The 23,567-nt window shown below is 65.7% G+C and carries 22 protein-coding genes and 1 pseudogene; 15 read left to right on the forward strand and 8 right to left on the reverse strand.

The genetic code is table 11. From position 1 onward, the window contains the following. Window positions 1-30 precede the first annotated feature (30 nt). From AB3L03_RS17405 to dnaK, 3 genes are all read right to left on the reverse strand, one after another. On the reverse strand, window positions 31-630 hold the full coding sequence (locus AB3L03_RS17405; protein ID WP_007598495.1) for a class I SAM-dependent methyltransferase: 600 nt from the start codon (window positions 628-630) through the stop codon (window positions 31-33). Between the two features lie 88 nt (window positions 631-718). After that, window positions 719-1,852, reverse strand: a complete 1,134-nt coding sequence (gene dnaJ / locus AB3L03_RS17410; protein WP_018459605.1) for a molecular chaperone DnaJ — start codon at window positions 1,850-1,852, stop codon at window positions 719-721. Window positions 1,853-2,126: 274 nt separating this feature from the next. Then, on the reverse strand, window positions 2,127-4,028 hold the full coding sequence (gene dnaK, locus AB3L03_RS17415) for a molecular chaperone DnaK (protein ID WP_007598490.1): 1,902 nt from the start codon (window positions 4,026-4,028) through the stop codon (window positions 2,127-2,129). Between the two features lie 395 nt (window positions 4,029-4,423). On the opposite strand from dnaK, the gene AB3L03_RS17420 reads away from it, so the two are divergent. Both AB3L03_RS17420 and pncA read left to right on the forward strand, forming a co-directional pair. Then, window positions 4,424-5,365 (forward strand): hypothetical protein, encoded by a 942-nt coding sequence (locus AB3L03_RS17420; protein ID WP_018459606.1) that lies wholly within the window; start codon window positions 4,424-4,426, stop codon window positions 5,363-5,365. A gap of 146 nt (window positions 5,366-5,511) precedes the next feature. Then, entirely contained in the window at window positions 5,512-6,234 is a 723-nt protein-coding gene (pncA, locus tag AB3L03_RS17425; protein ID WP_026233851.1) for a bifunctional nicotinamidase/pyrazinamidase, read from the forward strand. A 142-nt stretch (window positions 6,235-6,376) separates the two neighbouring features. Here pncA and grpE read toward each other — a convergent pair whose 3' ends face one another. Next, complete coding sequence (grpE, locus tag AB3L03_RS17430; RefSeq protein ID WP_085349936.1) at window positions 6,377-6,994, reverse strand: nucleotide exchange factor GrpE; 618 nt, start codon at window positions 6,992-6,994, stop codon at window positions 6,377-6,379. A gap of 97 nt (window positions 6,995-7,091) precedes the next feature. Continuing rightward, window positions 7,092-8,180, reverse strand: coding sequence for a heat-inducible transcriptional repressor HrcA (hrcA, locus tag AB3L03_RS17435; protein WP_007598483.1), 1,089 nt, complete (start codon window positions 8,178-8,180; stop codon window positions 7,092-7,094). A 180-nt stretch (window positions 8,181-8,360) separates the two neighbouring features. Here hrcA and rph point away from each other — a divergent pair, with 180 nt between their 5' ends. From rph to hemW, 3 genes are read left to right on the forward strand one after another with little or no spacing between them, the layout of a single operon-like run. Further along, window positions 8,361-9,074: a ribonuclease PH gene (gene rph, locus AB3L03_RS17440; RefSeq protein WP_368508962.1), complete on the forward strand. Its 714-nt coding sequence runs from the start codon at window positions 8,361-8,363 to the stop codon at window positions 9,072-9,074. Window positions 9,075-9,085: 11 nt separating this feature from the next. Continuing rightward, window positions 9,086-9,721 carry an RdgB/HAM1 family non-canonical purine NTP pyrophosphatase gene (gene rdgB / locus AB3L03_RS17445; RefSeq protein WP_018459609.1) on the forward strand — a complete coding sequence of 212 codons (636 nt, stop codon included), beginning with the start codon at window positions 9,086-9,088 and terminating at the stop codon, window positions 9,719-9,721. Continuing rightward, complete coding sequence (hemW, locus tag AB3L03_RS17450) at window positions 9,708-10,862, forward strand: radical SAM family heme chaperone HemW (protein ID WP_018459610.1); 1,155 nt, start codon at window positions 9,708-9,710, stop codon at window positions 10,860-10,862. Before rdgB ends, hemW begins: the two co-directional genes overlap by 14 nt. A gap of 51 nt (window positions 10,863-10,913) precedes the next feature. Here the strand turns inward: hemW and AB3L03_RS17455 are convergent, their stop codons facing one another. Then, on the reverse strand, window positions 10,914-12,104 hold the full coding sequence (locus tag AB3L03_RS17455; protein WP_368508963.1) for a penicillin-binding protein activator: 1,191 nt from the start codon (window positions 12,102-12,104) through the stop codon (window positions 10,914-10,916). A gap of 408 nt (window positions 12,105-12,512) precedes the next feature. Between AB3L03_RS17455 and rsmI the strand changes: the two genes are divergently transcribed. The 7 genes from rsmI (at window position 12,513) to AB3L03_RS17490 (ending at window position 19,579) form a co-directional block, all read left to right on the forward strand. Beyond that, window positions 12,513-13,463 (forward strand): 16S rRNA (cytidine(1402)-2'-O)-methyltransferase, encoded by a 951-nt coding sequence (gene rsmI, locus AB3L03_RS17460; RefSeq protein ID WP_018459612.1) that lies wholly within the window; start codon window positions 12,513-12,515, stop codon window positions 13,461-13,463. Beyond that, on the forward strand, window positions 13,450-13,851 hold the full coding sequence (locus tag AB3L03_RS17465; protein WP_018459613.1) for a YraN family protein: 402 nt from the start codon (window positions 13,450-13,452) through the stop codon (window positions 13,849-13,851). Before rsmI ends, AB3L03_RS17465 begins: the two co-directional genes overlap by 14 nt. Before the next feature lie 10 nt (window positions 13,852-13,861). Further along, window positions 13,862-14,806 (forward strand): glutathione synthase, encoded by a 945-nt coding sequence (gene gshB / locus AB3L03_RS17470; RefSeq protein ID WP_204512932.1) that lies wholly within the window; start codon window positions 13,862-13,864, stop codon window positions 14,804-14,806. Between the two features lie 363 nt (window positions 14,807-15,169). Continuing rightward, window positions 15,170-15,973: a Flp pilus assembly protein CpaB gene (cpaB, locus tag AB3L03_RS17475; protein WP_018459615.1), complete on the forward strand. Its 804-nt coding sequence runs from the start codon at window positions 15,170-15,172 to the stop codon at window positions 15,971-15,973. Between the two features lie 10 nt (window positions 15,974-15,983). Then, window positions 15,984-17,501, forward strand: a complete 1,518-nt coding sequence (locus tag AB3L03_RS17480) for a type II and III secretion system protein family protein (protein WP_026233853.1) — start codon at window positions 15,984-15,986, stop codon at window positions 17,499-17,501. A 57-nt stretch (window positions 17,502-17,558) separates the two neighbouring features. After that, on the forward strand, window positions 17,559-18,293 hold the full coding sequence (locus tag AB3L03_RS17485; RefSeq protein ID WP_204512931.1) for a CpaD family pilus assembly protein: 735 nt from the start codon (window positions 17,559-17,561) through the stop codon (window positions 18,291-18,293). After that, window positions 18,290-19,579, forward strand: a complete 1,290-nt coding sequence (locus AB3L03_RS17490) for an AAA family ATPase (RefSeq protein ID WP_085349264.1) — start codon at window positions 18,290-18,292, stop codon at window positions 19,577-19,579. The genes AB3L03_RS17485 and AB3L03_RS17490 overlap by 4 nt, the downstream gene beginning before the upstream one ends. Window positions 19,580-19,648: 69 nt before the next feature. On the opposite strand, the gene AB3L03_RS17495 is transcribed toward AB3L03_RS17490, so the two are convergent. Together AB3L03_RS17495 and AB3L03_RS17500 are read right to left on the reverse strand one after the other, a co-directional pair. Then, a complete protein-coding gene (locus tag AB3L03_RS17495; protein WP_204512930.1) occupies window positions 19,649-20,434 on the reverse strand; it encodes a tetratricopeptide repeat protein in 786 nt (261 codons plus the stop codon). Between the two features lie 80 nt (window positions 20,435-20,514). Beyond that, window positions 20,515-20,760 carry a PilZ domain-containing protein gene (locus AB3L03_RS17500; protein ID WP_007598461.1) on the reverse strand — a complete coding sequence of 82 codons (246 nt, stop codon included), beginning with the start codon at window positions 20,758-20,760 and terminating at the stop codon, window positions 20,515-20,517. A gap of 228 nt (window positions 20,761-20,988) precedes the next feature. On the opposite strand from AB3L03_RS17500, the pseudogene AB3L03_RS17505 reads away from it, so the two are divergent. From AB3L03_RS17505 to AB3L03_RS17515, 3 genes and pseudogenes are all read left to right on the forward strand, one after another. Then, window positions 20,989-22,529 (forward strand): annotated as a pseudogene (locus tag AB3L03_RS17505) (YifB family Mg chelatase-like AAA ATPase). A 55-nt stretch (window positions 22,530-22,584) separates the two neighbouring features. Further along, complete coding sequence (locus AB3L03_RS17510) at window positions 22,585-22,926, forward strand: hypothetical protein (protein ID WP_204512928.1); 342 nt, start codon at window positions 22,585-22,587, stop codon at window positions 22,924-22,926. 119 nt (window positions 22,927-23,045) lie between these two features. After that, window positions 23,046-23,513, forward strand: a complete 468-nt coding sequence (locus AB3L03_RS17515; protein ID WP_204512927.1) for a hypothetical protein — start codon at window positions 23,046-23,048, stop codon at window positions 23,511-23,513. The last annotated feature ends 54 nt before the right edge of the window (window positions 23,514-23,567 follow it).

Consider the following 23,567-nt stretch of genomic DNA (forward strand, 5'->3'; position numbering starts at 1 on the left):
CCCGCCACGCAAACAGGAATGCCGGCGGAATTAGTCCTTGCGATACACCCAGACGCGGGCCGGCGGAAGGTTCATCCAGATACGTTCCGAGGCCTCTGTGGACACGCCGGGCAGCGATTTCGGAATCGGCGGCACCACCGCATAGGTGAACTGGACGAAGGGCGCACCGGGGGCCAAGGCCGTGAAGGCGTCGCGGATGAGCCGCAGCCGCGTCAGCATCGGTTTTGTGACCAACGGCAGGCCGGAGACGACCGCAGAGGCCGGCGCGCTCAGCACGTTCCACAGCGTGTCGCGCAGGCGATAGGCGTCGCCCTGCACCACCTTGGCTTGCGGATAGCGGTCGCGCAGCAGGGCGCAGAAGCCCGGATTGTATTCGACGAGGACGAGACGTTTCTGATCGACGCCGCGCTCGACCAGGGCCGAGGTGATGGCGCCGGTGCCGGGCCCGAGCTCGACCACCGGTGCGTCCGAATTGACGTCGACGTAATGGGCCATGGTCCGGGCCAGAAGCTTGCCCGACGGCATCACCGCACCCATGTGCAGGGGCTTTTCGATCCATGACCGGAGAAAACGCACCTCGTCATCGAGACGGGGCTTCTTCAACGCACGCGCGGACGATGGCAATGGCATGTCGGGACCGGCCGGGACCGCGGGACCGCGGCGTGTCAGAAAATGGTCATAAAGACGTATAGGCCGAAAGCGGCACGGTCAAGACGCGTCAACTCGCCCGATTACCGAAGAAATCCTTGACCTTGGTGAAGAAACCCTCGGATTCCGGCTGGGTGTTGCCGGAGGAGAGCTTGTCGAACTCGGCCAGCAATTCCTGCTGCTTTTTGGTGAGATTTTGCGGGGTCTCGACCACGACCTGAACGTACATGTCGCCCATCTGGCGCGAGCGCAGCACCGGCATGCCTTTTGATGCGATGCGGAATCGACGGCTGGACTGGGTCCCCGCAGGGACCTTCACCTTGGTCTTGCCCTTCTCGATGGTCGGCACCTCGAACTCGCCGCCAAGCGCCGCCGTCACCATCGAGATCGGCACGCGGCAATGCAGATCGGCGCCGTCGCGCTGGAAGAACTGGTGCTGGGCCAGCGACAGGAAGATGTAGAGGTCGCCGGGCGGGCCGCCGCGGACCCCGGCCTCGCCCTCGCCGGCAAGCCTGATCCTGGTGCCGTCCTCGACTCCAGGGGGAATGTTGACCGACAGCGTCCGCTCGCGGGTGACGCGCCCCTGACCCGAGCAGGACGGGCAGGCGTCCTCGATCATCTGGCCGCGGCCCTGGCAGCCCGGACAGGTGCGCTCCAGCGTGAAGAAGCCCTGCGACTGCCGTACGCGTCCGGCGCCGCCGCAGGTCGAGCAGGTCTTCGGCTTGGTACCGGCCTTGGCCCCGATGCCCGAGCAGGCTTCGCAAGTGACCGAGACCGGGATCTCGATCTGCGCGGTCTTGCCGCCAAAAGCTTCCTCGAGCGTGATTTCCATGTTGTAGCGCAGGTCGGCGCCGCGCTCGCGGCCGCCACGGCCGCCGCGCTGTCCGGCCATGCCGAACAAATCTTCGAAAATGTCGGAAAAGGAGGAGGCGAAGCCCGCGCCGAAACCGGCGCCGCCACCGCCGCCCTGCTCGAAGGCGGCATGGCCGTAACGGTCATAGGCAGCGCGCTTGTCCTTGTCTTTCAGGACCTCGTAGGCCTCGTTGATTTCCTTGAACTTGACTTCGCTGGTGTTGTCCCCCGGATTGCGGTCGGGGTGAAACTTCATCGCCAGCTTGCGGAACGACGATTTCAGCGCGGAATCGTCGGCATCGCGTTCGACTTCGAGGGTTTCGTAGTAGCAGCGCTTGGTGGACGTGGACATGATGAGCTCAGTCTATCCGATCGCGATTCAAGTCGGAGCGACGCAACGTCGCCATGCAACGATATAGGCAGCCTTCGGCCTCGCGGCAGAGGATTGCACGGCAGTGTTCAGAATAACGGCTGGGAATTGATCGATCGCAACGGGCCCGAATTTAACAGAGCCGATTTTCAAAGAGTCTTGGCCCGTCGAGCCCGACACGATGGCCTCCCCCGCGAGGAGGAGGCCGTTGGCGCGTGTGGGGTCCAAGCCGTCCGCATCATCACCCTCGCGGGGTTCAGGCGGACTTCTTGTTGGTCTTGTCGTCGTCGACTTCGGTGAATTCCGCGTCGACGACGTCGTCCTTGGCCGCATCCTTCTTGGCGTCGGCTTCGGCCTGCTGCTTGTACATGGCCTCGCCGAGCTTCATCGAAGCCTGGGCCAGCGTTTGGGTCTTGGCCTTGATCGCTTCGGCATCGTCGCCCTTCAGCGCTTCCTTGAGGTCGCTGACGGCATCCTCGATGGCGCGGCGCTCGGTCTCGGCGACCTTCGAACCGTGCTCGGCCAGTGCCTTCTCGGTCGAATGCACCAGTCCATCCGCGTCGTTCTTGGCAGTCACGGCCTCGCGGCGCTTCTTGTCCGCCTCGGCATTGGCCTCGGCGTCCTTGACCATCTTCTCGATGTCGGCTTCCGATAGACCGCCGGAGGCCTGGATGCGGATCTGCTGCTCCTTGGACGTGGCCTTGTCCTTGGCCGAGACGTTGACGATGCCATTGGCGTCGATGTCGAACGTCACCTCGATCTGCGGCATGCCGCGCGGAGCCGGCGGAATGCCCATCAGGTCGAACTGGCCGAGCATCTTGTTGTCGGCCGCCATTTCACGCTCGCCCTGGAAGACGCGGATGGTGACCGCGTTCTGACTGTCCTCGGCGGTCGAGAACACCTGGCTCTTCTTGGTCGGGATCGTGGTGTTGCGGTCGATGATGCGGGTGAACACGCCGCCCAGAGTCTCGATGCCCAGCGACAGCGGGGTCACGTCGAGCAGCAGCACGTCCTTGACGTCGCCCTGAAGCACGCCGGCCTGGATCGCGGCGCCGATCGCCACGACTTCGTCCGGGTTGACGCCCTTATGCGGCTCCTTGCCGAACAGCTGCTTCACGACTTCCTGGACTTTCGGCATGCGCGACATGCCGCCGACCAGCACCACTTCGCCGATCTCGGCGGCGGTGAGGCCGGCATCCTTCAGCGCCTTGCGGCAGGGCTCGACGGTCTTCTGAACGAGGTCATCGACCAGCGCCTCGAACTTGGCGCGGGTGAGCTTCATCGTCAGATGCTTCGGGCCGGTCTGGTCCGCGGTGATGAAGGGCAGGTTGATCTCGGTCTGCGTCGTCGACGACAGCTCGATCTTGGCCTTTTCGGCGGCTTCCTTCAGGCGCTGCAACGCGAGCTTGTCGTTGCGCAGGTTGATGCCCTGCTCCTTCTGGAATTCGTCGGCGAGATAGCCGACCAGGCGCATGTCGAAGTCTTCGCCGCCGAGGAAGGTGTCGCCGTTGGTCGACTTCACCTCGAACACGCCGTCGCCGATTTCGAGAATCGAGATATCGAACGTGCCGCCGCCGAGATCGTACACGGCGATCGTACCGGCCTTGGTCTTGTCGAGGCCGTAGGCGAGCGCGGCCGCGGTCGGCTCGTTGATGATGCGCAGCACTTCAAGGCCCGCGATCTTGCCGGCGTCCTTGGTCGCCTGGCGCTGGGCGTCGTTGAAGTAGGCGGGCACGGTGATGACGGCCTGGTCGACCTTCTGGCCGAGATGGGCTTCCGCGGTCTCCTTCATCTTCTGCAAGATGAACGCCGAGACCTGCGAGGGCGAGTAGGTCTGGCCGTCGGCCTCGACCCAGGCGTCGCCGTTGGAAGCCTTCACGATCTTGTACGGAACGAGCTTCTTGTCCTTCTCGACCATCGGGTCGTCGTAGCGGCGGCCGATCAGGCGCTTCACTGCGAAGAACGTGCGCTCGGGATTGGTGACGGCCTGGCGCTTGGCCGGCTGGCCGACGAGGCGCTCACCGTCGTCCGTCACGGCGACGATCGAAGGCGTCGTGCGCATGCCTTCGGAATTCTCGATGACTTTGGCGTTCTTGCCATCCATTACGGCGACGCACGAATTCGTGGTGCCGAGGTCGATCCCGATGACCTTTCCCATGGTCCTGTATCCTTGTTTTTGCGGCAGGCTGGCTGGGCCCAGAAGGCACCCGAACCGAAACCCCCCTAAGATCAAACATTCGCGATATTGCGATGGTTGGGGGTCATATAGGAGGGGGCGAGGTGCCTGCAAGGACCGAACGCAATTTTCGGCCGTGAAAACATTGGGTTTTGGAAGAACATATCCGGGCTGCACCGCCCTTGCGGGTGAGGAATTATTAACAGGTCCGCGATTGGCCGGCATCCGCTACCGCATCCCGCCCCGCCCTGTTGCGGCCAGACCAAAACCGTTAAAAGGCGGGCAGCCGGCCGGGCTCGTCCTCGGGCTGCCTCGCGCGACAAAGCGGCCGGCTGGCCACCATCGAACGGCCTCAATGTGAACCAATCAGAGTGCCCATGAAGCTGATCCGCCCCCTCGCCGCGCTCGCCCTCCTCGTCGCCTCTACGCTTCCGGCTCTGGCCGCCGACGCCGTTTTCCCACCCGGCTTGCGCCTCGGCATGGTGCCATTGGTCGGCCTCAGCACGGCCAAGACCTTTCCCGGCTTCGAGAGCGAGGACGGCAACGTCAAGGTGCTGATCACGGAGCTGCCGCCGGCCGCCTATGGCGAGGTCGTGAGCGCCTTCAACTCCAACCCGGCCGGCACCAACGGCGTCAAGCAGGACAAGATCGAGACGCCCGCGGGCGTGGCCTATTTCACCACGGAGAGCGGCAAGGCGGGCGAGACGCCAGTGCGGCGCTATTCGATGATCGTGCCGGGCGCCGGCTTCTCCGGCTACGTCGCGGTGCAGATTCCGGAGAATGCGATCAAGATCTACACCGACGAGGCGGTGCGGCAGATGTTCGCGAGCGTCGTCACCCGGAAGCAGGTCTCGGCCGAAGAGCAGATCGCACTGATGCCGTTCAAGATCACCGATCTCGCCGACTTCAAGGACGTCCGCACGCTGGCGCCGGGCTCGAGTATCATCCTGGCCGACGGCGACGAGAGCTCCGGCTATGAATCGAAGCCGTTTATCATCCTCGGCGTGATTGGCGCCACCCCGCAAGCCGCCGACGACCGCGCCCGCTTCGCCCAGGAGGCGGCGCTCCAGATTCCCGGCGTGCGCGAGTCGCGCGTCACCATGTCCGAGCCGATCCGCATCAGCGGCCAGCAGGGTTTCGAGACCCGGATCGACGGCGTCAGCGGCAAGGACAAGACGCCGGTGACCGTGGTGCAGTGGATCCGCTTCAGCAGCGGCGGCGCCTCGCTGCGCATCATCGCCAGCGCCCCGCGCGAGCAATGGCCGGCCGCCTTCACCCGCTTCCGCGCGGTCCGCGACGGCATCCAGCCGAAGGGCTAGCAGCATCCGCAAGCGGGAGAGGTGCACCGAACCCGCGGCTCAAGCCCAACCACTCACCAAAGCCGGCTGCATTTTCGGGCTTCTGTTCGTATACGAACGGAACTAGGCTCCCCTTCCGTTGAGTTCATCCTGGAGGGAGGCGAATGATGCTGGATCGGCGACAAGTCTTGGCGGCGCTCGGGACGAGCGCGCTCGTGGCGCTCGCGCCCACGGCAATTCTGGCAGCGGCATCGATCAAGCCGGACGATGCATCCGCGCTGCTCGTGATCGACGTGCAGAACTGCTTCCTGCCCGGCGGCAGCCTTGCCGTGAAGGAAGGCGAGCAGGTGGTGCCCGTCATCAACAAGATCTCGAAAGCATTTTCGAATGTGGTGATGACGCAGGACTGGCACACGCAAGGCCATATTTCCTTTGCGTCAGTCCACGCCGGCAAGAAGCCGTTCGAGACCGTCGATCTTCCCTACGGCAAGCAGGTGCTGTGGCCCGACCATTGCGTGCAGGGCACCGACGGCGCCGCGCTGTCGAAAGACCTTGCGATCCCGCACGCCGAGCTCATCATCCGCAAGGGTTTTCACAAGGACGTCGACAGCTATTCGGCCTTCCTCGAAGCCGACGGCAAGACCTCGACGGGTCTCGCCGGCTATCTGAAGGCGCGCAAGATCAAGCGCGTCTTCGTCGCGGGGCTGGCGACGGATTTCTGCGTCGCCTGGACCGCGCTCGACGCGCGCAAGGCGGGCTTCGAGGTCTATGTGGTGGAAGACGCCTGCCGCGGCATCGACAATCAGGGTTCGCTGGCAAAAGCCTGGGCCGACATGGCCAAGGCCGGCGTGAAGCGGATTCAGTCCGCGGATATCGCGGCGAGCGCGTAGGCCCGGTCAAAAAACTGCAAGACCCTCAGCCTGAGGAGCGCGCTTCTTCGCGCGCGTCTCGAAGGATGCAGGCCGCGCTGCAGCAGCGCGGCCTGCATGGTTCGAGACGGCGCTGACGCGCCTCCTCGCCATGAGGATCGACTTAGTTGGCCGCGCCGTTCGGCTCGTTGCTGTTGGCAGCGGGCGCAGCCTTGGCGCCGCCCTTGGCGACACCGACCAAGGCGGGACGCAGCACGCGCTCGCCGATGGTGTAGCCGGCCTGCATGACCTGGACGACCGTGCCTGCGGGCACCGACGCATCGGGCACCTCGAACATCGCCTGCTGGAAGTTCGGGTCGAACTTCTGGCCCGAGGGGTCGAACTTCTTCACGCCGTGTTTTTCCAGCGCGCTGAGCAGCGAGCGCTCAGTCAGCTCGACGCCCTCGATCAGCGAGGCGAGGCCTGCATCGGCCGCCGCACGGGCTTCGGCCGGAACGGCATCGAGCGCGCGCTGCAGGTTGTCGGCGATGTCGAGCACGTCGCGGGCAAAGCCGGTGATGCCGTAGAGGCGGGCATCCGCGACCTCCTTGGTGGTCCGCTTGCGCAAATTCTCCATTTCGGCCAGCGTCCGCAGCATGCGGTCGCGCGCCTCGGCGACTTCCTTCTGCAGAAGCTCGACGGAGCCGGGCTCGGGATCGTCGGGCATGATGTAGGGTTTTGACACCACGGGCTCGCCGGCCGCAGCACTCGTGTCTTCGGGTTGCCGGTCTCGATCGGTCATCGGCTCTCTTTTTCGCATTCGTCTCAGGGGATTTCTGGCCCGGATATCGTGCTTCGGGCGGCGAAAATCAAGCGCCCGTGATCGGCCCGGCCGCCGGTCAGCCCCCCAGGAGCCGGCTGACGATGCGGGCAGCGTAGTCCACGGTGGGGATCACGCGGGCATAATTCAGCCGCGTCGGCCCGATCACGCCCAAAACGCCGACGATATGGCCGGCGGCGTCCCGATAGGGCGAGATGATGGTGGACGAACCCGACAGCGAGAACAGCTTGTTCTCACTGCCGATGAAGATCCGCACGCCTTCCGCGGTTTCGGCCCGGCCGAGCAGGTCGATCACGCCGCGCTTGGTCTCGAGATCGTCGAACAGCAGGCGAACGCGCTCGAGATCCTCCAGCGCATGCAAATCCTCGAGCAGATTGGCGTGGCCGCGGACGATGAGCTGGCGATCCTCGTTCTCGCCGCCGGACCAGCTGGCGATGCCGGCCGAGATCACCTTGTGCGTCAGCTGATCGAGCTCGGTGCGCGCCTCTCCGAGCGCGGTCTCGAGCTCCAGCCGCGCCTCGGCCAGGGTCCGGCCCCGAATGCGGGCATTGAGGAAGTTGCCGGCTTCGGTCAACGCCGAGGATGGAACTCCCGGCGGCAGCGTCAACACGCGATTTTCGACCTGCCCGTCCTCGCCGACCAGGATCACCAATGCCTTTTCCGGTTCCAAGCGGACGAATTCGATATGTTTCAGCCGCGCATTGGATTTCGGCGTCAGCACGACCGCGGCCGCGCGGGTCAGGCCGGAGAGCCGCGTCAATGCCTCCTCGAGCGCAGCCTCCACCGATTGCGCGTGGCCGACGGAGGTCAACTGGCTCTGGATCGCCTGCCGTTCACTGTCATTGAGGTCGCCGACCTGCATCAGGGCATCGACGAAGAACCGCAGGCCGAGTTCCGTCGGCAATCGGCCGGCGGAGGTGTGCGGGGCGTAGATCAGGCCGAGCTGTTCCAGATCGGCCATGACGTTGCGGACCGAGGCGGGCGACAGCGGCATGGCAATCAGGCGCGAAATATTGCGCGAGCCCACCGGCTCCCCGGTCGCGAGATAGCTTTCGACGATTTGACGAAAGATGTCGCGGGAACGCTCGTTGAGCTGGGCGAGGCCCGCGCGCGGCGCGATCAGATGGATCGGATCGTGATGGGCCACAGACGGTAACTCCTCTAAGACACAGGTAATTTGTCTATCCCGGATGCTTCTGACAAGCGTGGCGTTGGCGGATTGGAAATCGGGGGTGAAGAAGGCCTCGATCTTCCCCCTTGCCGCCCACCCTCACCCCCCTACAAGCACCGCCAACAGCCCTTTTCCGAGAGTTTTGGAGGATTTCCCATGCGGCCAAGCCGCCGTGCGCCCGACGAATTGCGCCCCGTGACGCTGGAGCGCGGCGTGGTCAAATATGCGGAAGGCTCGTGCCTGGTGAAATTCGGCGACACCCACGTGCTGGTCACCGCCACGCTGGAAGACCGCCTGCCGCCATGGCTGAAGGGCCAGGGCCGCGGCTGGGTCACCGCCGAATACGGCATGCTGCCGCGCGCGACCTCGGAACGCACCCGCCGCGAGGCCTCCGCCGGAAAGCAGAGCGGCCGCACCGTCGAAATCCAGCGCCTGATCGGCCGCTCGCTTCGCACCATCATCAATCTCGAAGCGCTCGGTGAGCGCCAGATCACGGTCGATTGCGACGTGCTCCAGGCCGACGGCGGCACCCGCACCGCCTCGATCACCGGTGCCTGGGTCGCGCTCGCCGATTGCGTCAGCTGGATGAAGGCGCGCAACATGGTCAAGGCCAATGTGTTGCGCGACAACGTCGCCGCGATCTCCTGCGGCATCTACAAGGGCACGCCCGTGCTCGACCTCGACTATGCCGAGGACTCCGAAGCCGACACCGACGCCAATTTCGTCATGACCGGCGATGGCCGCATCATCGAGGTCCAGGGCACCGCGGAACGCGAGCCATTCACGGAAGCCGAGTTCCTGGCGTTGATAGCGCTGGCGCGCAAGGGCGTCGCGCGTCTCGTGGACTTGCAGAAACTGGCGGTAGCGTAGTCAATAGCCCGATGCACCGCCGAATCACCGGAAAGCTGGTTATCGCGACCCATAATCCCGGCAAGCTCGCCGAGATGAAGGAGCTACTCGCGCCTTACGGCATCGAAGCAGTGTCGGCCGGCGAGCTCGGCCTTCCCGAGCCGGAAGAAACCGGAAACGATTTCCGCAGCAATGCCGCGATCAAGGCGATCGCGGCGGCGCAGGCAACGAAGCTGCCGTCTTTCGCCGATGATTCCGGCATCGTGGTCGACGCGCTCGACGGCGCGCCCGGCATCTACTCGGCGCGCTGGGCCGGCCCGAACAAGGATTTTGCCGCAGCGATGGCGCAGATCGAGCGTCTGTTGCAGGAGCGCGGCGCGACCACGCCGGCCAAACGCAAGGCGCACTTCGTTTCCGCGCTCTGCGTTGCATGGCCCGACGATCATCTCGAAGAGGTCGAGGGGCGCGTCGACGGCACGCTGGTGTGGCCGCCGCGCGGCACCGCCGGCTTCGGCTACGACCCGATGTTTTTGCCCGACGGCCATAGCCGCACCTTCGGCGAGATGGAGAGCATCGAGAAGCACGGCCTGCCGCCGCTCGGTCTCGGCCTGTCGCATCGTGCCCGCGCCTTCGTGAAACTGGCGGAGATCTGCCTTGAGCCGCGCTAAGGAAGCCTTCGGCGTCTACGTGCACTGGCCGTTCTGCCTGTCGAAGTGCCCCTATTGCGACTTCAACAGCCACGTTCGCCACGCCCCGATCGACGAGCCGCGGTTTGCGTCAGCATTCGCGCGCGAAATCGCTGCGACCGCCGAGCGCGCGCCCGGACGCGAAGTCACCTCGATCTTTCTCGGCGGCGGTACGCCCTCGCTCATGCAGCCTGCAACCGTCGGCGCTGTGCTCGACGCCATCGGCAAGCACTGGACCGTGGCGAAAGACGTCGAAGTCACGCTGGAGGCAAACCCGACCAGCGTCGAGGCTACGCGCTTCGCCGGCTATCGCGCCGCCGGCGTCAACCGCGTCTCGCTCGGCGTGCAGGCGCTCGACGATGCCTCGCTGAAAGCGCTCGGCCGCATGCACAGCGCGCGCGAGGCCCTCGATGCCGTCGCTATCGCGCGCCGCTCGTTCGATCGCTATTCGTTCGACCTGATCTACGCCCGTCCCGACCAGACGCCCGCGATGTGGGCCGATGAATTGCGTCTCGCGATCGGCGAGGCGGCCGAGCATCTGTCGCTCTATCAATTGACGATCGAAGAAGGCACGCCGTTCTTCGGCCTACATCAAGCCGGCAAGCTGAAGACGCCGGATGAAGCGGTCGCACGCGCGCTCTACGACGTCACGCAGGAGACCTGCGACAGGCTCGGCCTGCCCGCCTACGAGATTTCAAATCACGCGCGGCGCGGCGCCGAGTGCCGGCACAATCTGGTCTACTGGCGCGGCGAAGAATATGCCGGCATCGGCCCCGGCGCCCATGGCCGCCTCGACATCGACGGTATCAGGCACGCGACCGCCACCGAGAAGCGCCCCGAAGCCTGGCTGATGCGGGTCGAGACCAACGGCCACGGCGTCGTCACCGACGATCTCCTCAACAGCGAAGAGCGCGCCGACGAATTCCTGCTTATGGGATTGCGCCTCGCCGAGGGCATCGACCCCGAGCGTTACAAAGCGCTCTCCGGCCGCTCACTCGATCCCAAGCGCATCACGCTGCTGAGCGAAGAAGGTGCAATCACGGTGGATGCAACGGGACGGCTGCGCGTGACGAGCAGCGGTTTTCCGGTGCTGGACGCGGTGGTCGCGGATCTCGCGGCGTAAAGTCTCTCCATCGTCGTCCTGGCGAAAGCCAGGACGACGTCGAGGAAACAGCTACGCCCCAAAGCTCTTCGGCGAGCCCGCGACCGCAACGCCGCCGCCGGTCGTGACCTTCATCACCGCCAAGCCCCGCTCATTGGTGCCGTCGGCGCGAAAGCGGAACAGGCCGTCGATGCCGGCAAAGCCGGAGGGATTGGTGAGCACGTCCGACGAAAAGCGCGTCGTGCCCTGCGTACGCGCCAGCGCGGCCACCAGGGCGACCGCATCATAGGCAAGCGTGGCGGTGCGCACGGGCTCGGCGCCATATTTGGTGCGATAGCGGCCGGAGAAGGCGCGGAAGCCGGCCGGGTCCGGCGCGGCGTAGAGGCCGCCTTGCAAGTTGGAGCTGGCATAGACGCGCGGACTGTCCCACAGGCCGGTGCCGAGCAGCTGGATATTGCGCAGATTTGCACCCGCCGCGCTCATCGCATCGGCGACCGAGACGACGGCGTCGCCATCATCGGCGATGAACAGCGCATCGGCGCTGCCGAGCTGCTGCGCCACGGTCCGGGCCGGCGTGGCGCGATCGGCGCCGTATTTCTCGAACGCGACGATGCGCCCTCCGCGGCGCGGCACCGCCGCCTTCACCGCGGCCTCGACCACATTGCCATAGGCATTGTCGGGCACGAGCACGGCGACGGAGCGCTTCCCGATGCTGGCGGAATATTCGACGATGCGGTTGACGTCGGACTCCGGCAGGAAGCTCAGCAGATAGACACCGCGGCCGGCGATGCTGGAATCGGTCGAGAACGCCATCACCGGGATGCCGCGCGTGCGCGCGATCTGCGCCACCGCAGGCACCGACTGCGCGAATAGCGGCCCCAGGATGATCTCGGAGCCCTCATCGACCGCCTGCTGCGCACTGGCCTGCGCGCCCTGCGGGCTGCCATTGTCGTCCTTGATCAGGAGCTGGATGTTGGGATTCTGGAACTCGGCCAGCGCCATCTCGGCGGCGTTGCGCATCGACTGCGCGGCAAGGCCGGCATTGCCAGATGCCGACAACGGCAGGATCACGGCAACCTTCACCCCGCCGGTGCCGGCGGTCGTCGCCTGTTGCGGCGGGCCGGCCGGCTGGGCCGGAGGCGGGGAGGAACTGCTGAACGGATTGGAGAACTGGCTCAGGCTCTGCTGCACGCCGGCGCAGGCCGACAGCAGCGGCGCGCCGAGCAACAGACCGAGCGCGCTTCGCCGCGTCGCCCCTGACATCAGGGGCCCCTGAACGGGAGACTCCTCCGAAAAGGAGGATCTGGGATCACGTGGGCCCGTCATGACAGTTTCTCTTCCGACCGACCGTCGCCAGCCGGTCACGACATTCTTTCCACGACACCGGCCATGGATTCAGGCATATTGTCGGCAAATAGTTAACTCAAACAAAAGGATAATGCCCGCTTAACGCGGCTTCCTCTCAAGTTCTGGCTAGCTGTCCGCCGTCCGTCACCCAGCATCAAGGCGGCGTTTCCGCCGCGAATATGGCGCTGACGCTTCATTCCCTGGGGAATGTGATGCCGAATGGATCACATTCCAGTCCTGCCTCGCCCCTTGCCTCGCCCAGGCACGATCTTTTTCCGGGGACCGGTTCCCAGCCCCGGGGATCATACCTAAGTTCGTCTGATTATGCGCGCAAAGCCGTCCCCGACAAACACACCTGAGACGACGGAGGCCGCCTCGCGCGGTTTCTCCGTCGACGCCCATCGGCTTGTCGCGCCGAAGGCCGCGCCTGGCCTGCACCTGGTGGCGACCCCCATCGGCAATCTCGGTGACATCACGCTGCGGGCGCTGCAGACCCTCGCCGGGGTCGACGTCATCGCCTGCGAGGACACCCGCATCACGCGGCGTCTGACCGAGCGCTACGACATCTCTGCGCAGCTCAAGCAGTATCACGAGCACAACGCTGAAGCGGCCCGTCCGAAGATCCTGGAGCGGCTTTCGCAGGGCGGCTCGATCGCGCTGGTGTCGGATGCCGGCACGCCGTTGATCTCGGACCCCGGCTACAAGCTGGTGCGCGAGGTCTGCGCCGCCGGCCACGCGGTCTACGCGCTGCCCGGCCCGTCCTCGGTGCTGGCGGCGCTATCGGTCGCAGCGCTGCCGACCGACCGCTTCTTCTTCGAAGGCTTTCTGCCTTCGAAATCCGCCGCGCGAAAGTCGCGCGTGGCCGAGCTTGCGCGCATCGATGCGACGCTGGTGATGTTCGATTCCGGCAACCGCGTGCAGGACACGCTCGCCGAGCTCGCCGAGATCATGGGGACCCGGGAAGCCGCGATTTGCCGCGAGCTGACCAAACTGCACGAGCAGATTTCGCGCGCGACGCTGCGTGAGCTGGCGCGCGATGCCGACACGCTGGAGACGCGCGGCGAATTCGTGCTGGTGATCGCTCCGCCTGCGGCGGATGCCGAGATGCTGACATCGGATGCGCTCGACGACGTCCTGCGTGAGCAGCTTGCCGCGAACAGCGTCAAGGATGCGGTGGCGCATGCGGTCGCCCTCTCGGGCCGGCCGCGCCGCGAGGTCTATGCCCGCGCGCTTGAGCTTGCCAAAGATCTGCGGGGCGGCGATGGCGAAGACTGACGTCCCGTCGGAACCGAAAATCGCCTCGCCCGAGCGCGTCGCCGCGTTCCACACCGGCATCTCTGCGGAAAGCCGCGCTGCGGCTTATCTCATGGCCAAGGGCTACCGCATCCTCGCCAAACGTTACCGCACGCCGCATGGCGAGATCGACATCGTGGCGCGCCGCCGCAATTTGATCGCCTTCGTCGAGGTCAAGGCGCGCGCGACGCTGGACGACGCCGCCTTCGCCGTGACGCCGCGCCAGCAGCAGCGCATCATCGATGCCGCGCAAGGCTGGCTCGTCGCGCATCCCGAGCATGCGGAATTTGAAATGCGATTCGATGCCATGCTGATTGCGCCGAAACGACTTCCACGCCATGTGTTGGCGGCATTCGACGCCTCGACCTGAAAGGCAGACCATGAAACTGAACGTCGCCGTCCAGATGGACCCCATCGCCCGCATCAACATCAAGGGCGATTCCACCTTTGCGCTGCTCCTGGAGGCGCAGAAGCGCGGCCACGGCCTGTCCTATTACACGCCCGACAAGCTCTCGATGGTCGGCGAGGAAATCGTCGCTCCGGTTCAGCTGCTCACCGTGCGCGACGAGCCCGGCAATCATTTCACCCTGGGCGAACCCAGGCGCGAGGCGCTCAACAGCTTCGACGTGGTGTTGCTGCGCCAGGATCCGCCGTTCGACCTCGCCTACATCACCTCGACGCACCTTCTCGAACGCATCCATCCGAAGACACTCGTCGTCAATGACCCCGCATCGGTGCGCAACGCGCCGGAAAAGCTGTTCGTGATGAACTTCCCGCAGCTGATGCCACCGACGCTGATCTCGCGCGACCTCGACGAGATCAACGCGTTTCGCGACAGGCATGGCGCCGTCGTCATGAAGCCGCTGCACGGCCATGGCGGCGCTGCGGTGTTCCGCGTGATGCCGCAGGACATGAATTTCGGCTCGCTGTTCGACATGTTCTCCGTGACGTTCAAGGAAGCCTGGGTGATCCAGCAGTTCATCCCCGAGGTAAAGCACGGCGACAAGCGCATCATCCTGATCAACGGCGAGTTCGCCGGCGCGGTGAATCGCGTGCCGGCCACGGACGACCTCCGCTCCAACATGGTGCGCGGCGGCGCAGCGCAGGAGACCGAGCTCACGCCGCGCGAGCGCGAGATCTGCGCCACCGTCGGCCCGGCGCTGCGCGAGCGCGGGCTGTTGTTCGTCGGCATCGACGTCATCAACGGCAACCTCACCGAGATCAACGTGACCTCGCCGACCGGCATCCGCGCCATCGCGCGGCTCGGCGGACCGGACGTTGCCGCAAAGCTCTGGGACGTGATCGAGCAAAAGCGCGCGAAGTAGCCGCCGGCCCGTAGCCCGGATGGAGCGCAGCGAAATCCGGGATGCCACATCATGTTCAGCGGCCCCGGATTGCGCTTCGCTCCATCCAGGCTACGTAATGCATGCGCGGCATCACCCCACACACCACTAACCACCCATTTACCATGACGCCGCGCGCATCATTCGAACGCAGTGGCCGCACTGCGTGAAACTACGGGGCCAGTGGCCGACCGGCTAACGCGACGTTCACCATCTGCCGAAAGACCACAGTGCGGCCGTCGATCACATTCGGCCTCGCAACACCACTTATACTTTTGCTGCCTACTCATCGACACGGGGACCCGCCAGGTGCGGTTCGAGTACCCTGCGTAAGAGTAGAGGCGTATGAACACCGCACGCATTGTCGTTCTCGTCATCGCGCTGGGCGCCGGCGGCGTCGCTGCGTATCTGGCGAGCGGCTATGACAATAAGCCCGCGCCCGTTCTCCCCGTCGCCGAGAAGCTGCCGACGGTCGAGGTCCTGGTCGCCAAGAATGACATTCAGCTCGGTCAAGCCGTGAAGCCCGAGGACCTGCAATGGCAGCTCTGGCCGGCGGCGACCGCGAGCAGCGCCTTCATCCGCCGCGACAACAGGCCCGAGGCGCAGATCCAGATTGCAGGCTCGATCGCACGCGTGCCGTTGATGCAGGGCGAGCCAATCCGCGAGCAGAAGCTGGTCAGGGCCGACGGCTCCGGCTTCATGGCCGCGATCCTGCCGTCGGGCATGCGCGCCGTCTCCACCGAGATTTCAGCCGAGACTGCCGCCGGCGGCTTCATCCTGCCGAATGACCGCGTCGACATCATGCTGACCCGCCGCCTGAAGAATCCTGACGGGGCCGCCGGTAACGACCTCATCCTATCCGAAGCGATCCTGACCAATATCCGCGTGCTCGCGATCGACCAGGCGCCGAAGGAAAAGGACGGCCAGAACGCCGTCGTCGGCAGGACCGTCACGCTCGAGCTTAAACCCGACCAGGTCGCCGCGCTATCGGCAGCGCGCCAGGGCGGCACGCTGACACTCGCGCTGCGCAGCATCGTCGATGCCAACTCGGTCGACAGCACGCCCGAGGACCAGGCGAGCAAGCGGTCCGGCGGGGTCAACGTGATCCGCTACGGCGTACAGGCGCGGCAACTGACGTCACAGAAGTGATGGGGACATGATGAACTACGGGGATGATCGGACGGGCATGCGCATTCGGGGGAATCGCGCGCGCTCGTTCTGGACGGGGACGATGCTGACCCTGGGGCTCCTCGCAGCCCCCGATGTCGTCAGCGCCGCAGATGCGCCGGTCGGCGACCAGGCGCCGATGCAGGCAGCCGATCTCGATGTTTCGCCGGTCGGGACGATCGCGCCGGCGAAGACGCGCTTCCTGTCGCTCGGCGTCGGCAAGTCCGCCGTCATCGACCTGCCGCGCGACGTCAAGGACGTGCTGGTCGCCGATCCCAAGATCGCCAATGCCGTGATCCGCTCGGCCCAACGCGCCTATATCATCGGCGGACAGGTCGGCCAGACCAACGTCGTGTTCTTCGCCGCCGACGGCCAGCAGGTCGCCGCCTACGATATCGCGGTGAAGCGCGATCTCAACGGCATGCGCACGGCGCTGCGCCAGTCGCTGCCGGGCGTGCAGATCGAAGGCGTCGGCGACAGCGTGATGCTGACAGGCTCGGTGTCGAGCCCGGTCGAGGCCCAGCAGGCCGGCGACGTCGCCGCGAAACTGGTCGGCGGCTCCGACAAGGTGGTCAATAACATCATCGTGCGCGGCCGCGACCAGGTGATGCTCAAGGTCGTCGTCGGCGAAGTGCGCCGCGATATCGTCAAGCAGTTGGGCGTCGATCTCAGCGCCAGTCTGAACGCCGGCACCGCGGTGGTGAACTTCAACAATTCCAACCCGTTCTCGGTCAGCGGCGGACCGATCGTCAGCAACAACGGATTAGGTGTCGCCGGTCTCACCAAAGGCTTCGCGACCGTCAGCGCCACGATGCGCGCGATGGAAAGTGCCGGTGTCATGCGCACGCTCGCCGAGCCGAGCCTGACCGCGATCTCCGGCGAATCCGCCACCTTCATCGCCGGCGGCGAATTCCCCATTCCCTCGGGCTATGCCTGCGATCCCGTCACCCACGTTTGCACCACCCAGATCACCTACAAGAAGTTCGGCATCTCCCTGAACTTCACCCCGGTCGTGCTGAGCGAGGGACGGATCAGCCTGCGGGTGATGACCGAGGTGTCCGAGCTGTCGAACCAAAGCGCCATCACGGTGACCCAGGCGCTGTCGTCGAGCTCGACCAACTCGATCACCATCCCCTCGATCCAGACCCGTCGCGCCGAAACGACGCTGGAAATTCCCTCGGGCGGTTCGATGGCCATGGCCGGCCTGATCCAGCAGCAGACCAAACAGGCGATCAACGGCCTGCCCGGCGTCGACCAGGTACCGATCATCGGCGCGCTGTTCCGCAGCCAGGACTTCGTCAACAACGAGACCGAGCTGATGGTGATCGTGACGCCTTATGTGGTGCGCGCGGTGGCTCAGAAGGAACTGTCCCGGCCCGACGACGGCTTCGCCCCGGCGTCTGACGCCCAGACGGCGCTGCTCGGTCGCATGAACCGCCTCTATGGCGTCGCGCGCCGCGTCGATCCGATCGCGGGCACGCCCGGCGATTTCGGCTTCATCATCGACTGACGACGAACGGACAGCCTGAGGAACGGGGCAAGAGACGGGGCACGAGGGGATGAAGCGATGACGAAGACCATGGCCGATCGACGTCGCGGGTTGAGCGTCGCGCTGGCACTGACGGGGCTCTCCGTCATGCTGGGCGCCTGCAACACCACCGGCGAGATCGTCACCCAGACGGTGCCGACCGACTATCGCCAGCGTCACCCGATCGCGGTCGAGGAAGCCAAGAAGTCGATCGTGATATTCGTCGGCAAGGCTCGCGGCGGCCTCTCGGCCGCGCAGCACGCGGACGTCGCCGGCATTGCCCGGGACTGGGTGCGCGAAGGCACCGGCTCGGTCGTGGTCGACGTCCCGGTCAACGCGGCGAATTCGCGCGCGGCGGCGGCGACCTATCACGAGATCCGTTCCGTGCTCGCATCCGTCGGCGTGCCATCGCGTGCCATCGTCCAGCATCCCTATCAGCCCGAGGATCCAGGGCTGCTGCCCACCATCCGCCTGAGCTATTCCCGGATCGCCGCGGTCGCCGGCCCCTGCGGGCTGTGGCCGGAAGATATCGGCCCCTCCATCCTCGACCCCGGCTACAACGAGAACCGGCCCTATTTCAATCTGGGCTGCGCCAGCCAGCGCAACCTCGCGGCCATGATCGACAATCCGGCCGACCTGGAGCAGCCGCGGTCCGAGACGCCGGTCTATAACGCACGGCGTGACATGGCCTTCGAGCGCTATCGCAAGGGCACGCCGATCGCGAGCAGCAATCCAGACGCCGACAAGGCCAAACTCAGCGATACAGGCAGATGACACGCGTCCACGACGAAGAAGCGGACGATCCGCAGCACCCCGAGGAACACATTGCGCCGGTTCCTCGCATCTCCGTGCAAGCCTTTTGCGAGACCGAGCAGACGCTCGCCGCGGTGACCGCGGCCGGGCAGGATCGCCGTCTCGCCAAGGCGCATCTCACGGCCAAGGACGGTGGCCTCGCGGCGGCAATCGAAGTCTATGAAACGATGCCGACGCCGAACGTCATCGTGATCGAATCCGACGGCACCCGCGACATCCTCGAGGGCCTCGACGACCTCGCCGGCGTCTGCGATCCCGGCACCCGTGTGGTCGTGATCGGCAATCCCAACGACACCGCGCCCTATCGCGAGTTGGTCCGCCGCGGCGTCAACGACTATGTGGTGGGACCGGTCGAAACGCTCGACGTCGTCCGCTCGATCTGCAGCCTGTTCTCGGCGTCCGAAACCATCATCACCGGCCGCGTCATCGCGGTGGTCGGGGCCAAGGGCGGTGTCGGTGCCTCCACCGTCGCGCACAATGTGGCCTGGACCATCGCCCGCGACCTCGCGCTCGATTCCGTCGTGATCGATCTCGACCTCGCCTTCGGCACCGCGGGTCTCGACTACAACCAGGACCCGGTGCAAGGCATCGCCAATGCGGTGCTGTCGCAGGATCGGCCGGACACGGCCCTGATAGAGCGTCTGCTCTCCAAATGCACCGAGCGTCTCAGCCTGCTTGCTGCGCCCGCCACCCTTGACCGCGTCTACGATTTCGGCGCGGAGGCCTTTGACGCGGTGTTCGACACGCTGCGCATGACCACGCCCTGCATCGTGCTCGATGTTCCCCATCAATGGTCGGGCTGGACCCGTCGCGCGCTGGTCAACGCGGACGACATCGTCATCGTGGCCGAGCCCGATCTTGCGAACCTGCGCAACACCAAGAACATGCTGAACGTCTTGAAGGCGGCGCGGCCGAACGACCGGCCGCCGCTCTACTGCATCAACCAGGTCGGCATGCCCAAGCGGGCGGAGATCGAGGTCAAGGCCTTCGCCAAGACCATGGAGAGCCAGCCGATCGCGGTGATCCCGTTCGATTCGAAGCTGTTCTCGACCGCGGCCAACAACGGCCAGATGATCGCGGAGGTCTCCAAGAGCCACCGCACCACCGAGCTGTTCCAGAACATGGCGAACCGCCTCGCCGGGCGGGGCGAAGTGAAGAAGCCGAAGCGCTCGCTGCTCGGGCCGCTGCTGAAGAAGCTGAAGGGCAGGTCGGGTCGCGGGTCAGCCCCGCATCGCAAGGCATCCTGAGCAAGGCGTTCTGAGCAAGGCGTTCGGACCAAGGCTTCCTGACACGGCATCCTGACGCGCGCGAGCGAGTTACTTCTCCGCCCGCTGCTGCTTCTTCACCAGCAACTGCCGCAGCGCCGTGACCTTGGCCGCCGCCTGATCCGGCGGCAGGTCCGCCTTCACGATGGCTTCGGCCTCGGCCTGCTTTCCTTCGAGTCCCAGCACGAGCGCGAGATTGGCGCGCACCCGGAGATCGGCGGGATTGCGCTCGTGCGCCCGGCGCATCGTTTCCTCTGCCCGCGGCAGATTGTTCTGCAGCATGTAGGACAGTCCGAGATTGGACAGCACCGACGGCTCGTCCGGCACGATCTTCAGCGCGGCGGCGTAATATTGCTGCGCCTCCTCGTTGCGACCGAGCTGATCGAGCGCGGCGCCTTGCGCCGACAGGATATGCCAGTCGGGATCCTCGGGCGAATGCGCGCGGCCGAGGACGTCGAACGCCTGCTGGAAACTGCCGCTGTCGGCGAGCGCACGGCCGTAGCCGGCGAGCAGCGCCTTGTTGCTGGAATGGGCGAGCACGGCCTGCTCCAGCACCGCGAGCGCCTGCGCGCGCTGGCCGGTCTGGCGCAACGCCTTGCCGTATTCGAGCGCGACGTTGGGATCGCCAGGCTTGGCGCGATAGCGCTCGCGCAGCGCATCCATGTCCGGCTTCACGTCCGGCTTGGCCTCGGCCCTGCCAGCCGTGTCCGACTTTCCGCCGAGCGCGCCGGTGATGTCCTCGATGCCGGTTGTCTGACAGCCGCCGAGGGCCAGGATCAGAAGCGCGGAAAACAGATATCTCGCCGGAAGAGAGGCGACGGACAAACGCTTGGACATACTCTGATCACTCGGCGACTGATCAGAGATGCTTACCGATTAACGCTAAAGTCCCGTTAAGGCGGGGCGCTTCCGAAAGCTCAGTCGGTGAATTCAGCGCCGAACTCGCAGCCGATGCGCCAGCGCAGGCGGCACTGCCGGGAATAGTCGGGCGCGAAGATGATGGTGAATTGCGGCGGCACTTCCAGAAATTCCGCCACGACTTTCACGCCGCCATCCGAAATATCCGTGATCGTGCAGTCCCGCGGCAGCGAACCCGCGCCAAAATGAATCTTGGCGAGCCGCGTGCACATCCGTCGTTCGCTTCTCCGGCGATTTGCAAGCATTTGAATTGTTCACCCGTTAGACCACGGCCCATCCCGCACCCCTAAGAGTAGCGGACATTCGTTGGAATGTGCTGAGCAGAGCAGCTTGCATTCGAGGCGTAGTGTCTTCGTCGTGTTTACGATTGGTTAGGACCTTCCGGCGCCCCTCGACGCGTTCCTGTATTGTTCTTGCAAGAATTGGCCCGCTCTGCTACCCCTAATTGTGCAAAAGGGCAGGCTGGTTCGGGCATGGTTCAGCGGGTTTCTACCGTCGCCTTTGAGGGGATCGAGGCCCGCGCGGTCGACGTGCAGGTGCAGGTCGCGCCCGGTCTGCCGGCCTTCGCGATCGTCGGTCTCCCGGACAAGGCGGTGTCGGAGGCGCGCGAGCGGGTCCGCTCGGCGCTGATCGCCTCGGGGCTGGCGCTGCGCCGGCGCGGCGGATCACCGTCAATCTCGCGCCCGCCGATTTGCCCAAGGAGGGCAGCCATTATGACCTGCCGATCGCGCTCGGCCTGATGGGGGCGATCGGCGCGATCCCTCCGGATGCGCTGACCGGCTTCACCGTTCTGGGCGAGCTTGGCCTCGACGGATCGATCGCGCCGGTGGCCGGTGTTCTTCCCGCGGCGATTGGGGCCAATGTGCGGGAGGAGGGGCTGATCTGTCCGGCGGCTTGCGGCTCGGAAGCGGCATGGGCGAGCCCGGACATCCAGATCATCGCCGCAAGTTCGCTGATCCAGATAGCCAACCATTTCAAGGGAACGCAGGTGCTGTCGCGGCCTGTGCCGAAGGTGCATGAAGCAGCAAGCTCGCCGCTCGACCTGCGCGACATCAAGGGCCAGGAGAGCGCCAAGCGGGCGCTGGAGATCGCGGCCGCCGGCGGCCATCACCTGCTGATGATCGGCGCGCCCGGCGCCGGCAAATCGATGCTGGCGGCACGCCTGCCCTCGATCCTGCCGCCGCTGTCACCGGGCGAGTTGCTCGAGGTCTCGATGATCGCCTCTGTTGCCGGCGAGATCGAGGGCGGCGCACTGACGGCGCGGCGGCCGTTTCGCTCGCCGCATCATTCCGCCAGCATGGCTGCGCTCACCGGCGGCGGCATGCGCGCCCGGCCCGGCGAGATCTCGCTCGCGCATCAGGGCGTGCTGTTCCTCGACGAGCTCCCCGAATTCGATCCGCGCGTGCTGGATTCGCTGCGCCAGCCGCTGGAGAACGGCGAGGTCTCGGTGTCCCGCGCCAATCACCGCGTCACCTATCCCGCACGCTTCATGCTGGTCGCGGCGATGAATCCCTGCCGCTGCGGCAATGCGTTCGAGCCCGGCTATGCCTGCAAGCGCGGCCGCATCGATCGCTGCACGGGCGACTATCAGGCCCGCATCTCGGGGCCGCTGATGGACCGCATCGATTTGCGCATCGAGGTTCCCGCAGTGACCGCGGCCGATTTGATCCTGCCGCCGCCCGCAGAGGGCTCGGCCGAAGTCGCCGCGCGCGTGGCCGCCGCGCGCGACATCCAGCTGGCACGCTACGCGAATGCCGGCCTGCCGAAGGTTCGCACCAATGCCGAAGCGCCGGCCTCGGTGCTGGAGGAGATCGCCAAGCCGGATGCGCAAGGCCAGAAGCTGCTGCGCGACGCCGCCGAGACCATGCGGCTGTCGGCGCGCGGCTATCACCGCGTGCTGCGGGTGGCGCGCACGCTGGCCGATCTCGATCATGCCGACAGGATCGGCCGGCTGCATCTCGCCGAGGCCTTGTCCTACCGCGCACTCGCGGAGGATGTGCGCCAGATCGCCTGACCGATACGCCCGCGGCATCTTCCTGACGAACAGCACGTTCCCCGAGAGTGAAGCTATGACCGACGCCAATGCCTGCACCATCAGATTTGTTCGTGCGTCCCAATATGCTGATTGGCTGAGGTCATACGAGCTGTGGGTCAACGGGACCAGCGTTGGGAAGCTTGCGCGCAACGGCGTGTTGGAGATCACGCTGCCGGCCGGCGCCTGCACGATCGAGGCGAGCATTGATTGGGGCAGGAGCCAGCCGCTCGTCGTTCGCACCACTCCCGGCCAAACCGTCGAGATCGAGGTCAGGAACAGGTGGGGTGCCTGGGCGGCGCTGTGGGCGATCAGCTTCGGCAAGAACAGCTATTTGGTTCTCACTGAAGTTGAGCGAAAAACGAACAGAAGCGCCTAACCGACTGAGATCCTCATCCCCGGATACCGGCATCAACCCGGCGGTAACGAGTTTCCTTTACGCTCTGCAAACCATAAGGCCCATCAGTTCCCCGTACCGGGCCCGGCGAGTAGCGTGCCATGTTGCGTTTCAAGATCCTGGCGTCGGTTGTTCCCCTGTTGGCGGCCGCGGTGTTTACCCGAAGCGAGATCGGATCGGTCTCGCATCCCTGCATCGCCCTCGGCGACACCTCGGTCGAGCTGACGTCGCTGTTCTGGACCGCCGGCGTGCATGTCGCCTTCACCGATGATCCCGCGCGCGCCACGGTGCGGGTTCAGATCACCGGGGATGCGGACGCGGCCGACTTCGCCGTCGTCGACGACGGCCTCGGCTCGGAATCGGAGTCCTGCCAGGCCAACCCCTCGACTCGCCTGATCTCGATTGCCGCGCAGCCCGTCGACGGCGGTCAGGTGATCTATCTCTCCACCGAGGGGCCGGCGGATTACCGTGTCTATGTGCGCTCGAAAACCTTCTCGCAGCGCGAGGCGGCGGCGCTGATCGTCGGCGCCCGCGGCGGCCACCGCCGTCTCCAGGCCGCCTCGCTTTGAGCCGCGTCGCTTTGCGCCGTTAACGCCTCGTCAACCCTGTTTGGAGGCGGTCGC

Source organism: Bradyrhizobium lupini, assembly GCF_040939785.1.
GTDB classification, from domain to species: domain Bacteria; phylum Pseudomonadota; class Alphaproteobacteria; order Rhizobiales; family Xanthobacteraceae; genus Bradyrhizobium; species Bradyrhizobium canariense_D.

Excerpts from the sequence above, each read along its gene's own strand:
- AB3L03_RS17405 (WP_007598495.1), bottom strand. The coding sequence starts at position 630 with ATGCCATTGCCATCGTCCGCGCGTGCGTTGAAGAAGCCCCGTCTCGAT.
- dnaJ (WP_018459605.1), bottom strand. The coding sequence starts at position 1,852 with ATGTCCACGTCCACCAAGCGCTGCTACTACGAAACCCTCGAAGTCGAA.
- dnaK (WP_007598490.1), bottom strand. The coding sequence starts at position 4,028 with ATGGGAAAGGTCATCGGGATCGACCTCGGCACCACGAATTCGTGCGTC.
- AB3L03_RS17420 (WP_018459606.1), top strand. The coding sequence starts at position 4,424 with ATGAAGCTGATCCGCCCCCTCGCCGCGCTCGCCCTCCTCGTCGCCTCT.
- pncA (WP_026233851.1), top strand. The coding sequence starts at position 5,512 with ATGCTGGATCGGCGACAAGTCTTGGCGGCGCTCGGGACGAGCGCGCTC.
- grpE (WP_085349936.1), bottom strand. The coding sequence starts at position 6,994 with ATGACCGATCGAGACCGGCAACCCGAAGACACGAGTGCTGCGGCCGGC.
- rph (WP_368508962.1), top strand. The coding sequence starts at position 8,361 with ATGCGGCCAAGCCGCCGTGCGCCCGACGAATTGCGCCCCGTGACGCTG.
- rdgB (WP_018459609.1), top strand. The coding sequence starts at position 9,086 with ATGCACCGCCGAATCACCGGAAAGCTGGTTATCGCGACCCATAATCCC.
- AB3L03_RS17455 (WP_368508963.1), bottom strand. The coding sequence starts at position 12,104 with ATGTCAGGGGCGACGCGGCGAAGCGCGCTCGGTCTGTTGCTCGGCGCG.
- rsmI (WP_018459612.1), top strand. The coding sequence starts at position 12,513 with ATGCGCGCAAAGCCGTCCCCGACAAACACACCTGAGACGACGGAGGCC.
- AB3L03_RS17465 (WP_018459613.1), top strand. The coding sequence starts at position 13,450 with ATGGCGAAGACTGACGTCCCGTCGGAACCGAAAATCGCCTCGCCCGAG.
- gshB (WP_204512932.1), top strand. The coding sequence starts at position 13,862 with ATGAAACTGAACGTCGCCGTCCAGATGGACCCCATCGCCCGCATCAAC.
- cpaB (WP_018459615.1), top strand. The coding sequence starts at position 15,170 with ATGAACACCGCACGCATTGTCGTTCTCGTCATCGCGCTGGGCGCCGGC.
- AB3L03_RS17480 (WP_026233853.1), top strand. The coding sequence starts at position 15,984 with ATGAACTACGGGGATGATCGGACGGGCATGCGCATTCGGGGGAATCGC.
- AB3L03_RS17485 (WP_204512931.1), top strand. The coding sequence starts at position 17,559 with ATGACGAAGACCATGGCCGATCGACGTCGCGGGTTGAGCGTCGCGCTG.
- AB3L03_RS17490 (WP_085349264.1), top strand. The coding sequence starts at position 18,290 with ATGACACGCGTCCACGACGAAGAAGCGGACGATCCGCAGCACCCCGAG.
- AB3L03_RS17495 (WP_204512930.1), bottom strand. The coding sequence starts at position 20,434 with ATGTCCAAGCGTTTGTCCGTCGCCTCTCTTCCGGCGAGATATCTGTTT.
- AB3L03_RS17500 (WP_007598461.1), bottom strand. The coding sequence starts at position 20,760 with ATGCTTGCAAATCGCCGGAGAAGCGAACGACGGATGTGCACGCGGCTC.
- AB3L03_RS17510 (WP_204512928.1), top strand. The coding sequence starts at position 22,585 with ATGACCGACGCCAATGCCTGCACCATCAGATTTGTTCGTGCGTCCCAA.
- AB3L03_RS17515 (WP_204512927.1), top strand. The coding sequence starts at position 23,046 with ATGTTGCGTTTCAAGATCCTGGCGTCGGTTGTTCCCCTGTTGGCGGCC.